Origin of the sequence: Pedobacter gandavensis (assembly GCF_032678745.1) — a bacterium.
Taxonomy (GTDB): domain Bacteria; phylum Bacteroidota; class Bacteroidia; order Sphingobacteriales; family Sphingobacteriaceae; genus Pedobacter; species Pedobacter gandavensis_C.
On record NZ_JAVTST010000014.1, the window covers coordinates 1 to 12990 of the forward strand.

11 protein-coding genes are annotated in these 12990 nt (G+C 41.5%); 8 read left to right on the forward strand and 3 right to left on the reverse strand.

The window, feature by feature from the left end:
* The first annotated feature begins 222 nt into the window (after positions 1–222).
* A complete protein-coding gene (locus R2S10_RS24565) occupies positions 223–1590 on the forward strand; it encodes an NAD-dependent succinate-semialdehyde dehydrogenase (protein WP_316843044.1) in 1368 nt (455 codons plus the stop codon).
* A gap of 54 nt (positions 1591–1644) precedes the next feature.
* On the opposite strand, the gene R2S10_RS24570 is transcribed toward R2S10_RS24565, so the two are convergent.
* A complete protein-coding gene (locus R2S10_RS24570) occupies positions 1645–2076 on the reverse strand; it encodes a hypothetical protein (RefSeq protein ID WP_316843045.1) in 432 nt (143 codons plus the stop codon).
* A gap of 415 nt (positions 2077–2491) precedes the next feature.
* Here R2S10_RS24570 and R2S10_RS24575 point away from each other — a divergent pair, with 415 nt between their 5' ends.
* From R2S10_RS24575 to R2S10_RS24605, 7 genes are all read left to right on the forward strand, one after another.
* Positions 2492–3046: a UpxY family transcription antiterminator gene (locus R2S10_RS24575; protein WP_316843046.1), complete on the forward strand. Its 555-nt coding sequence runs from the start codon at positions 2492–2494 to the stop codon at positions 3044–3046.
* 251 nt (positions 3047–3297) lie between these two features.
* Positions 3298–4434, forward strand: a complete 1137-nt coding sequence (locus R2S10_RS24580) for a DegT/DnrJ/EryC1/StrS family aminotransferase (RefSeq protein WP_316843047.1) — start codon at positions 3298–3300, stop codon at positions 4432–4434.
* A 35-nt stretch (positions 4435–4469) separates the two neighbouring features.
* The gene (locus R2S10_RS24585; protein ID WP_316843048.1) at positions 4470–5327 is read left to right on the forward strand and encodes a glycosyltransferase family 2 protein; all 858 of its coding nucleotides are present in this window, start codon (positions 4470–4472) and stop codon (positions 5325–5327) included.
* Entirely contained in the window at positions 5321–6439 is a 1119-nt protein-coding gene (locus R2S10_RS24590) for a glycosyltransferase family 4 protein (protein WP_316843049.1), read from the forward strand. Before R2S10_RS24585 ends, R2S10_RS24590 begins: the two co-directional genes overlap by 7 nt.
* Before the next feature lie 44 nt (positions 6440–6483).
* Entirely contained in the window at positions 6484–7551 is a 1068-nt protein-coding gene (locus R2S10_RS24595) for a glycosyltransferase (RefSeq protein ID WP_316843050.1), read from the forward strand.
* A gap of 46 nt (positions 7552–7597) precedes the next feature.
* Positions 7598–8644: a GNAT family N-acetyltransferase gene (locus tag R2S10_RS24600; RefSeq protein WP_316843051.1), complete on the forward strand. Its 1047-nt coding sequence runs from the start codon at positions 7598–7600 to the stop codon at positions 8642–8644.
* 219 nt (positions 8645–8863) lie between these two features.
* Positions 8864–9295 (forward strand): hypothetical protein, encoded by a 432-nt coding sequence (locus R2S10_RS24605; RefSeq protein ID WP_316843052.1) that lies wholly within the window; start codon positions 8864–8866, stop codon positions 9293–9295.
* Here the strand turns inward: R2S10_RS24605 and R2S10_RS24610 are convergent.
* Entirely contained in the window at positions 9292–10284 is a 993-nt protein-coding gene (locus R2S10_RS24610; protein WP_316843053.1) for a type IX secretion system membrane protein PorP/SprF, read from the reverse strand. The two genes, R2S10_RS24605 and R2S10_RS24610, sit on opposite strands and share 4 nt — an antisense overlap.
* The coding region (locus R2S10_RS24615) for a gliding motility-associated C-terminal domain-containing protein (RefSeq protein WP_316843054.1) at positions 10284–12990 on the reverse strand (2707 nt) is incomplete at its 5' end. The genes R2S10_RS24610 and R2S10_RS24615, both read right to left, overlap by 1 nt.

Here is a 12990-nt window from a genome sequence, read left to right on the forward strand (position 1 = left end):
AGAATATGAGGTTCTCAAAGAGCGACTAAAACACCTACCCGGGAAGCCTGGCTAAGAGATAAATTCCTTAGGTACAAACACCTGTTTTTAGTATAAATATTTTAACAGCCGCAGAAATTAACTATCTTTCCTTATAGTTACAGGAGATTTATGTCCAAAAATTGAGCAAACAAATCGCCCTGTTTAATTGCTGTTATAACTTAGATACAAAAAGGAGAATTTATGATATCAGTGAACCCGACCAACGGAAAAACGATTAAAACCTATATAGAAGATACAGAAAAGCAAGTTAATACGAAAATAGAAAAGACCCATGCCGCCTGGCTAAAGTGGAAAGATACCCGTTTTTCTGTACGGGCAGAGTTCCTGAGGAACACTTCAGCGGTACTTTTAAAGCGGAAGACTGAACTGGCTACTTTAATGGCCAAAGAAATGGGGAAACCCTTAGCAGCAGGAATTGCAGAAATAGAAAAGTGTGCTGCCGTATGTGATTATTATGCTTCCAATGGTGCTAATTTCCTAAAAGACGAGATCATTGCAACCGAAGCGACCAAGAGTTACGTGAGCTTTCAGCCATTAGGAGTAGTCCTTGCGGTGATGCCATGGAATTTTCCCTTTTGGCAATTGTTCCGCTTTTTAGCTCCAGCGCTGATGGCAGGAAATGCTGGAGTATTGAAGCATGCGTCCAACGTGAGCGGTTGCGCATTGGCGATAGAAGATGTGATCAAAGAAGCCGGCTTTCCAAAAGATGTTTTCAACGTATTACTGATCAACAGTAAAATGGTGAAACAAGCCATCGCCCACCCCTTCATTAAGGCCGTTACCCTGACAGGAAGTACCGAAGCAGGAAAACAGGTTGCACAACAAGCAGGTTTTCATTTGAAAAAGACGGTACTGGAATTGGGAGGAAGTGACCCTTATCTGGTATTGGCGGATGCTAATTTAGAGCAGGCTGCAGAAATTTGTATGCAAAGCAGGCTCATCAATAACGGCCAAAGTTGCATTGCCGCGAAAAGATTCATTCTGGTAAAAGAGATAGAAAAAGAGTTCACAAAAATCTTTCTTCAAAAGATGCAGTCGAAAATTACCGGAGATCCATTTGATAAACAAAGCGACCTTGGTCCGATGGCCAGAATTGACCTACGCGATGAACTACATCAACAAGTAAGCGATAACATCAAAGCAGGTGCAAAATGTATTCTTGGTGGAAAAATTCCGGAATTCAAAGGAGATCATGCATTTTATACCCCTACCATTCTCAGCGGAATTAAAAAGGGAATGCCAGCTTATCAGGAAGAAATATTCGGTCCGGTGGCCTTGTTAATTACCGCAAAGGATGAGGAAGAAGCGATAAAAATCGCTAACGACAGTCCGTTTGGATTGGGAGCAGCAGTATTTACCGCTTCGAAAGCGCATGGCGAAGAAATTGCAGCAAAGAAATTAAACGCAGGCTCTTGCTTTGTAAATAGTCTCGTTAAATCGGATTCCAGATTACCCTTTGGAGGCATCAACCAAAGTGGCTATGGCAGAGAACTCAGTTCTTTTGGAATTAGGGAATTTGTGAACATTAAAACAGTGTATGTACAATAAAATAATTGTACAATCTGTATTAGTTATATATCGCATTCATTTGCGATCAGGAGTTTATGTTTGGTTCCATCTCGGCAACTGACCATAAATTCCCTGATAGATTTGCAGAATTTTGGACTTCATTGTTGCTGGTAAATCTTTGTTCTTTTGATCGTAAGTCACGTACCAATGAATATGTAGTGCTTCGATATCTTCAATCATCATTTGAACTGGCCAGGAGTTCTTACGTTCAATTTCCCCAAATTGAAAACCATTCAATAGGTTTTCTCTCAGATCATCCGCAATATCTGAACTGACCTTCAAATCATTTGGTTTTTCCGGTGGACCGGATTTATTAATATAAACCAGCTCCACCCTACCCTTCCGAAGTGCATATACCAGATACAGCCCATAATTATGGGCGTCTACATTGCAGACTTCTACTAAACTGTCTGTTGCCTGAAAAAAGAAATTGCCTTGTTTGTATTTACTCAATTCGTCAAACATAAATTTAATAGTTTTTGAAACCGATCATTTTTCAATCCGCTTAACCTAATATAAAAAAATTGAGATCATCAAACAAATTAACACATTATTGGAGTAAAATGTTTAAATGCTACTCCTGTCTATGTCAATTCGGACTGTACAAACTGTTCATATGATCTGTCTTTCCGCATTTTTCTTGTTCATAAGAATGCCCATTTTAACAGTTTCCCTACAACTTCTCAAAACCATATCCTCTTGAATTATAATTAGATAACTTTATTCTACCGTAAAAAACGGGAACTAATTATGGTTATTCTATATCGTAATTTCATCAAAAAAAAATGCCTTTAATGCTTTAGATACTGCTACTCATGTAACTGAGGTAGCGAAGCTGTACCCAAATACAATTTTAATCACCTCTTTTTAATGTTGCTTTATGGAATTACATGATACACACCTTACGTTATGGCGCAAACAATGGCTAGTGGTTTATACCCGTCCGAGATGGGAAAAAAAAGTTGACCGGCTTTTACAAATGCAGGGCATAGAAGCCTACTGTCCTGTTAAAAAAGTAACCAGTCAATGGGCGGACCGTAGAAAACAAGTCATACTTCCACTGTTTAACTCTTATGTTTTTGTACGCATTAATGACCGTGAGGCGTATAAAGTGCGACAAACGTTAGGCGTAATGAACTTTGTGTATTACATGGCCAAACCTGCAGTAATCCAGGATCAGGTGATTGAGAAAATAAAAGAATATACGCATAACTGTCCAGATGTAGAAGTGGTGAGCCTTCAGGAGATCAATTCCGGTGATCGGATCAGAGTGAAGAAAGGTTTGTTTTTTGACCAGGAAGGGACAGTCATCCGTGTTCAGGGTAAGAATGTGATCCTGGCTTTTGATCATTTGAACTGCGCATTAGTCAGCAACTTTCCGCTAAGCAATGTGATTTTAAACACTATACATTCCATACCAATATCCTTTAATTGATCAAAAAAATGAAACATCCAGCAATCGCTGCTCAAAGAGAATTTCATGATTGTTTTTTTATTGTTTTGCCGAAAGCCTCCTGATCTACCTGTTAGTGTTTTTAGTACGACGCCTCGTGACAGGATTTAATGATCAGGATGTGCTGACGGTAATTTTTAGGGTAGCGCCTTATTTAAACTGAGCACAGCAACAGATTTCAAATAATTAATCTTCAAAAAATGATTCCCGTAACTAAACCCTTTCTTCCAAACATGGAAGATTTCAATCGTTATATCAGCAGCATTTGGGAGCGTCAATGGCTCAGCAACAATGGGCCGCTGGTCAATGAATTAGAGACTAAACTTCAGGAGTACCTGAGAATAAAACACTTGCTATTTGTGTCTAATGGCACCATAGCATTGCAAATGGCCATTAAAGCCCTTGACATCCATGGGGAAGTCATCACTACTGCTTTTTCTTATGTAGCAACCACGAGTAGCATTGCCTGGGAAGGTTGTATCCCAATTTTTGTAGACATCGATCCCGAGACCTTCAATATTGATCCTGCCAAAATAGAAGCTGCCATCACGCCGAAAACAAAGGCCATTCTGGCCACCCATACTTTTGGAAATCCTTGTGATATTGATGCCATTCAAGCCATTGCCGACCAGCATAAGCTAAAAGTGATTTATGATGCTGCCCATTGTTTTGGTACCACTTATAAAAATAAATCTGTGTTCGCTTATGGCGACATCAGTACCGCAAGTTTTCATGCCACCAAGCTGTTCCATACCATTGAAGGGGGTGCGGTTTTCACCAAAGATCCTTACCTACTGAAAACCCTTGCCTGTATGAGAAACTTCGGACATAATGGTCTGGAAACATTCGACAAGCGGCCAGGTATCAATGGAAAAAATTGTGAATTTCATGCTGCAATGGGCTTGTGTAACCTGGAACATATTGAAGAAATCCTGGAACGCAGGAGAACACTTTCCTATCATTATTACAAGCGATTGAAAAACTTTAAAGTCAGCTTTCCAAAGTTGAATGACAATATGGATTATAATTTCGCCTACTTTCCGGTACTTTTTGAAACGGAAGAACTGTTGTTGCAATGCATGAAAAGGCTGGAAGGTTCTAAAATATATTGCAGGCGTTACTTTTACCCAGCCCTATCAGCGCTACCGTATGTGCTCAAAACAAAGCTGCCGATCTGCGAAGATGTTTCCAAAAGAATGCTTTGTCTTCCGCTATACCATACCCTCAAAACTTCTGATCTCGACCTGATTTGCCGCATCTTATGGCGGGTGCAAAATTATCAGGAACCGGTGGTCATCAAAAAAAGAAAAGTCAACATTGACCTTGGAAATCACCAGCACATCCCGATAAACGGGCATTCTTTTCCATAGTCATTTCTTTCTCCATCCCCCCTTCTCCTGATCTTATGAAAGCTCAAAAAGACCTCATGGTCAGCATTTGCTGCATCACCTACAACCATGAAAAATACATTGTCCAGGCGGTAGAAAGCTTTTTAATGCAGCGTTGCAATTTTAAGCTGGAAATCATTATTGGCGAAGACCATTCTACGGATAACACGGGTCATATTCTGGATTATTATCAAAAGAGATACCCTGAACTTTTGAGAGTTGTACGGGCGAAAAGCAATGTAGGCTCCAAAAAAAACCAGCTATTGACCATGAAGGAGGCGAAAGGAAAATACATTGCCATGTGTGATGGCGATGATTTCTGGACTGACCCGATGAAGCTTCAAAGGCAAGTGGATTTTTTAGAAAGTCATCCGGAATATGTCATTTGTTGCCATTACACCCAGGTGATCAATGAAAAGGATCAAATGATCTATATAGATCCAAGGCCTGAAAAACTGGAATTTAGCTACGAAGACCTCCTACTTGGCAGAAGAGAAGAAACCAGAATTTGTTCCTTAATGATCAAAAATGATGAGGGAATAAGGTCGGTAGGATTGCAGGACTGGTATCATAAAACTTACCGTACTGACACCCTATTTAAATTATACGTCCTTCAGACCGGCAAAAAGATTTTCGTGATTCCAAGGGTGATGGCCTGTTACCGGCTGCATAGTGGAGGGATATGGAGCACGATTGATCCTAAACTGAGAAAACTAAGAATGATCAGCGATTTCGACCTGATGATCCAGAATTTCAAGTACAATACTTATCAAAAGAAAGCGCTATTAAAAATTTACCTCCAGCAATACCTGCTTTTTGACTTACGTTATTTCCGGTTTAACAAAGCCGCACAAACCATCCGCTCCTTATGGTAAATCAAGTTCCAGAAAAGTTATTATTTGTGATCAACTCCTTACATGGTTCTGGTGGTGCAGAAAGGGTCATTTCCAACCTCGCTAATTACCACCATCAAAAAGGACATGAGGTACAGATCATTTGTCTAAATGCTACTGAACCGGTATACTCCCTGGAACCAGGAATATTGGTTCGTAGGCTGATCAAATATCCGCGAAAGCGAGGATTGCTGCATCGTTGCTGGAATTACATCCAGGTATTTTCCCGGTTAATGTATGTATTGCAGCGCGAAAACCCATCCGTTGTGGTCTCTTTTATGACCTCTGCGAATTTATGGACGGGTCTCAGCTGTATTATGTTAAACTTTCCATTTATCGTAGCCGAATGCATTACGCCTTCTTCAACCATCAGGAAATTCAATCCCTTGATGCGATGGGTGACCTATAAATTATATCAGCAAGCAAGAGCCGTGGTATTGCCTTCTAAAAGCATGGCAGATGGCTTCAGGAAAACTAAGCTTTTTAAGCGGCTGAGCAATCTGAAAGTAATTAACCATCCGATTACTATATTCCCGGAATCGCAGCACAGTCAGGTCTATCCCCATCGCTTCATTCTAGGGGTAGGCCGGCTGACTGCACAAAAGGGATTTGATGTATTGATCAATGCCTTTAAGAGAGTAGAAGAAAAAAATCTGCACCTGTTAATTTCCGGTGAAGGCGAACAACGCGAGGCTTTGGAAGCACAGATAGAAGCGCTTGGCTTAACTGCGCGGATCAAGCTAATTGGCTTCCGTGAAAATATACAAGATTACTACCGACAGGCGGATATGTTTGTACTTTCTTCCCGAAATGAAGGTTATCCCAATGCTTTATCGGAAGCGCTGAGTTTAGGTAGTCCATGTATTGCTACGAATTGCGAATACGGCCCCTCGGATCTTATTGATCATGGAAAAAACGGCTTATTGATTAAAACGGGGAACATTTACCAATTGGCTTCTGCCATGAATATGATCCTTAATGATCCGCTTTTAAAAGCTAAAATATCCGTTAATGCCCGAAAAATACAACTGAGTAATGCAGTGGAACACACCACGGCCAGATGGACGGCACTGTTCCAGCTTTCGAGCATCTAAATGCATGCGCCTCATTTGAGGTCATGCTCAAAATACCACAGGATATGATCAATCAGCACAAAAGAATTATCCTCCTCAGTCCATCATTGAGCAAGGGAGGTGTAGAAACACAGTTGCTAAGCATTGCCAGCGACTTACATTCCAGGGGTTTTGATCTATTGATCATTTCGCTAAAACCTAAAAATGAGTTTGACCTGAGCTTCAAACGTTTGGGTTTAAAAGTAGCAACCTTAAACAACTGGAGAAATGAACCTTACAAGAATTGGAAAAGGCTAAACAGGCTATTTTCCATCCATAAACCAGACCTGGTCATTGCCTTTATGTTTGCCGCTATTTTATTTTCGAGAATGCTTAAAAGAAGACATGGATTCAAATTGATTTCCGCTATCAGGACTTCCGTGATTCCCAATAAATGGCATTTACTCATGAAGCTGTCGAAAATGATGGATGATGAGGTGGTGTTTAATTCGGCGGCAGGGAAAGCCAGTTTCGAAAGGTTAAATCTGGTAAGAAAAGAGAGTAAAGTGATCCATAATTTGATCACGATGCCCAGTGTTTCTATGATTGTACCACAGAAACACGCCGTTTTTACATGGGTATGTGTGGCGCATTTCAGTTGGAATAAAGACTACCTCACGCTTTTTGAGGCGATTGCGCTACTGAAACCAGGCTCCTTCCGTGTGGATATCATCGGCGGTTTAAATGAAGCTTCCTGGCCTTATCAAATGGTGCTGGACCTGGGGATTAAGAAATATGTGAGATTATTGGATTTCCAGCAGGAACCTTCACTCTACCTGCATTCGGCAGATGCATTTGTCCTTTCTTCTCATTCTGAAGGCATGCCCAATGCGATTATAGAGGCGATGTCTCATGGCAAACCTATTGTGGCAACCGCCATTGATGGGATTACAGAACTGGTAGGCAATGCCGGATGCGGAATGCTGACAAAAAAAAGAAACGCAAAAGATCTTGCCGAAAAAATGAAAGCAATGATGGCGCTTAGTGCTACAGAAAGACATCAACTTGGCCATAAAGGAAAACTATATGTGGAGCAACACTTCAATAAAGAAAAGATCATGACGCAATGGGTAGAAATGATCAACAAAAACTAATGCGCCTTAAGGAGATGGATTATCTCCTACAAATCATCCGTCAATTATGAAAAGACTCCTACAGCTATTTGAAAAAGAAGATTGGAAGTATTATGTCGGAAACTCCTTACAGCACGACTTCTACCATACCTGGCACTACCATTCTTTAGATGTTGGGGGTGAGCCTTTGCTGTTCGTTTATGAAGAAGGGGAAACGTACCTGGCTTTTCCATTCATCAAAAGAGAAATTCCAGGGGAAGAATACTCAGACCTGACTTCCATTTACGGATATACCGGACCTATTTCTAATCAGAAATTTACTGACCTGAGTCCCTCCTTTCTTGAAAACTTCAGGACTTCTTTTCTGGAATCTTTGAAAGAGGAAAAGATTGTGTCGGTATTTTCAACATTACATCCTTTTTTCGACCAGCGCTTGTCCTTAGCTGAACTTGGGAGCATCCATTCTAATGGCAAAACGGTAGCGATAGACCTGAGTCTTTCTTTGGAAACGCAGCGTAAAAAATACCATAGGCGATTGAGGGGAAAGATCCGTCAATTGAAAAGTAAGGGTTATGTGGTCAGGGAGTCGGATTCGATAGAAGACATTGACATTTTCGCGAATATATACACGGAAAACATGAAAAGGATTGGTGCTTCAGACAGTTATCTTTTTCCGGGTTCTTACTTTAGAGACCTCTATCATTCGGACGAGTTAAGCAGCAAATTACTGCTGGTGTACCTCCATGATAAGGCAGTATCCGGTGTTTATATGGTCTGCACCAATGAAATTATCCAGGCGCATCTTTTAGGCACACTTACTGCTTATTTACCGGATTCTCCTGCCAGATTGCTCACTGATGAGATCACCGTTATTGGACGAAAAATGGGTGCCCGTTATTTTCATCTTGGTGGGGGTTTTAACTTCAAAAGAGATTCTCTTTTTGAATGGAAGGCTTGTTTTTCAGATTTGATTCTTGATTTCAGCAGTTGGAGGTTCATTGCAAATCCAGCAGTATATGATGCTTTGGTAGAAAAACTAGAGATCCGCGAAACAGCGGATATAGACTTCTTTCCCTTATACCGATATTCGAAAACTCAAGGCTATCCTTCCTGAGTTCATCAGTAACAATTCTATTGATGAGGGATTAGATAGTTGATCCTTAATAGCCCATATTCTTAATGAATAGTGCTATTTCAGATTATTTATTTCAAAATAAAACTTTTAGTTGTGAAACTGGCAATTATTTTATTATCTTTCTAACAGATTAGTCCCAACTGATCTCATGTTTGAGTAATAGTATGCTGGTTTCTAATTAACCTAAACTATTATCTTATGGATATAAACAACGACGGTCTAATCGAGCGCATCGTGCGCAACAAGATTGGCATTTCTGAGCTTTCCCGCATTTTAGATGTCAGCAGAACTTCTATTTACAATTGGTTTCAACAAAAGAAGATCAGTATTGATGTGGTATGTAGGATTGGCTTTGCGATAGATTATGATTTTTCGAATGATTTCCCTGAAGCTTTCGCAAAAGAGGGAGATAAAATCATGGCTACTCTGGTGCGGGATAAGATAGAAAATGACCAATATTACTCTAATACTGTACAGTATTGGATGAACAAATACATCACACTATTGGAGAAGCACAATGATTTGCTGAACAATATCCATACTACTCCCGTAAGTCCGCCAACAGTCCAGGGGGCGATGTTGGGTAATTCCAAAGATACGAGGTTACATTATCCGATGCCTGGTTATTAGAATACTCGTGGACAGATGAAAGACCTTGGGGCTTTGCCAAAGGCCAGGCCCATAGTAATTTCATGAGATCCATTCTGACTGCTACCCAATGCACTGGTGACCTGGTCGTAGGAGTAGCCCAATCTGAATCGGTCGTTTACAAAAAACTGGACGATCCCGGAGAGAGAGTTTTCTTTACTCAGGGAGAGTCCTTCCAATGGTTTCTTCCATAGGCTAAATCCTGTACGGAAAGAACCACCGATCCAGACTTTATCATTAATGATGACCATGGCGTTTAAGTCGGCACTAGTTGGTCCTCTAAAATCTTCTTTGATGAGGATGCTAGGTCTGACTCTGATTTCCGGGCTTAGATTGATTAATGCACCACCCATCAGGTAGGCATGTCGGCTACGGATGATGTTTAAGGAAGAGGATTGGTTTCTTCTTTTATCAGGTCCGGAGAAGATGTCTAAAGCGGAAAGTCCGAGGTACCAATAGTCTGAATTATAAAATACACCGAGGCGTAAATCGGGAACGATATTGCTTTGATTTCCGACTGGGACTGATTCATCACCGGGGGTGATTGTGGTTAACAATTGTCCTTTTAAACTGTATTGCGCTGCCCCTACTCCCAATCCGAAACTCAAACGTTGTGTATCTTCTCCATTCAATTGTAGTCGGTAGGCATAGTTCAATGTTGCAGAGGTTGAGGATTGTGCGCCGATTTTATCGGTTGTAATTTGTACTCCTAGGCCCATTTTACGATCCTGCGGATCTAAGATTCCATCAATGGAGGCGGTTCCTGTTTGTGGTGCTCCTTCCATTCCCAACCATTGCGCCCGCAATCCGAGTTGAACAAACCACTCTTCTTTATAACCCGCATAAGCAGGATTTATACTCAGGCTATTAAAGATATACTGAGTAAACTGAATATTTTGCTGCGCGGCTACTTTCCCAATTTGCATACTGCAGACACCTAACATTACGATGATCAATTTTCTAATTTTCATTATCTTTTGATTAAAATCCAGCTTTTACGAGAGGTGATTACTCCTCCTTTTTTTAGTTTCAATACATAGAAGTAGGTTCCTTCATTTAAACCTGCACCATCCCATTCATCTTTATAATTGTTGTTGTGGTATACCTGATCGCCCCAACGGTTGAATACGGATAGGTCAATAGATTCATAATTTTCTCTTCCAATAATCTGGAAAGTATCATTTTTCCCATCTCCATTTGGCGTAAACGTATTCGGGATTTCCAGGTCTGGTGGAACTACATTGATGGTCACCATGGCTACATTAGAGGATAATCCCACTTCATCGTTGATTTTGTAGCTAAACTTCTCTATACCTGCATATCCTTTATTCGGTTGGTAAACAATTTTTCCATCTCTATTCATTTGCAAGATTCCATTTGTAGGGGCCATCTGAATCTCAATCGTACTCACATCTAGAGGAAACAGACTTGCGCGGTCGTTTATGGCCACTGGCACCATTACTTCTACATCTGTTTTTGTTTTCGCATAATCATCTACAGCGGCCGGGTATCGAACCACGTCAACATCAGTAGGTGTATCGTTGTCATGGCTGGTGCCTGAAATATCGAACACTCCAGTGCCGATCTCAGTTCGTCCATCTATGCGGGCCTCATTTCTCACATTTCCATTCAATTTCTCGTCTTCAGTAACGGTGTAAATTTCGGTATGTGTAATCGAAGCACCTGGGGCAATTGTGGTTCCGGATAGGACAATTGGTCTGGCAAATTTAGGGTCCGACAAGATCAGCTGGTGTACGGTTACGTTTCCTTGGTTCTTGATAACAAAGGTGTAGGTGATGGTTCTGAAGTCGGAATTGAAGCGTCCGGTTTTCATTAAGCTCAGCTTTGGATTTTGAACAATAGTCACATCTGCGGTAGCGGAAAGTGGAACCGGATTTTCTGTGCTTGCTACGGTAGCGATGTTTTGAACTTTACCCAGGTTTGCTGATGGTGCCCCATTTCTGTCAAGGTCTGATTGGGTTACAGTATAACTTCCTCTATACACCCATACTTCTGTTCTTTCCAGAATGCCATTGCCGTTATCGCCAGTAAAGTTTAAATGTCTGCCAATTAATGGATCATTTAGCATCACATTGTGATGACTTGCATTTCCAGTATTTGTGACTGTGATGGTATAGTTGATCTTTTCTCCGGCTAGGGATACGTTTTGCAGGTCGGCAGTTTTGGTAATGGAAAGTCCGACGCATGCTGGCACATGGATGGTGATTTTGAAAGGAATGCCAGCACAACCGCCGGTTAATCCTGTTGGCGTAACGGTATATACCACGTCTAATCCGGTAGCTGTTGGGTTGTAAAGGTTGGCATTGATGGTATTTCCAGATCCGCTTACCGCACCAATTACCGGAGAGTTTACCGTCCAGATGAATGTGGCAGGTACGGAGTTCCCTCCTTTTGCAGTATTGTTGATATTGGCCTGCAATGGGTAAACAAATGAAGATTGGGTACAGGTTAATGGACTTACCCTATCGTTATATCCTTTTGGAATCGGGCTTACCGTGACTCTGGTACTTGCCGAAATTGCACTTGAACATCCTCCGGCATTGGTCACTTTTACGGTATAAATACCGATGTCGCCTACGCTATAAGTTTGTCCGGTTGCATTAGGAATGAGGATGCCGTTTTTATACCATTGATTTCCGTGTGCTTGTGATGAACTTAAAAGCACTACTCCACCTTCACAGAAAGTAGTTTCATTTGATGGGGAGATTTCTGGTCTGTCAGGGTATGTTACTTCTGTAACGGTAGTTGGTGAGGAAACGATACTTGGGCAGCCGTTTAGGTTGGTAAACATAACTGAGTATTCGCCTGGTGTTGTTGCAGTATAAATTTTATTCGTGGCACCAGGAATTAGGATGCCATTTTTAAACCATTGGTTGCCGCTGTTTTCTGATGAGGTAAGGATTGTACTACCACCTACGCAAAATACACCATGGTTTACTGCAGTAATGGTCGGCGGATTTGGAATTGGGTTTACCATGATCGGTATAGCTGTCGAAGCTGTGCTTTGGCAGGTTAGCGAAGTTACTTTTACCGAGTAGTTACCACTGGTAGTTGCAGTGTATGTTCTGTTGGTTGCAGTTGGGATCAGGATGTTGTTTTTGTACCATTGGTAACTGTCTGCTAGTGATGAAGTCAGTAAGGCTGAACCTCCATTGCAGAAGGTGGTTACGCCGGTAACGGTGATTGTGGCTACTGGAATTGGGTTTGCAGTTACGGTTACTGGTGCCGAAGCTGCGCTTTGGCAGGTTAGCGAAGTTACTTTTACAGTGTAGTTACCGCTAATAGTTGCGGTGTAGGTTCTATTGGTTGCAGTTGGGATCAGGATGTTGTCTTTGTACCATTGGTAGCTGTCTGCTAGCGATGAAGTCAGTACAACGGTACCTCCGTCGCAGAAAGTTGTGGCTTCGGTATGAGTAATGGTGGCTACCGGAACCGGACGTTCCGTCACCGTTACCGGAGTTGAAACCAGACTTTCGCAGCCTGATAAAGTAATTTTTACGGAGTAATCGCCACTAGTCGTTGCGGTGTAAGTTCTGTTCGTTTCTCCATCAATCGCCACCCCGCCTTTGTACCATTGGTAACTGTCTGCTAGAGATGACGTCAGTACCACGGTACCACCGTCGCAGAAAGTAGTGGCTTCGGTATGAGTAATGGTT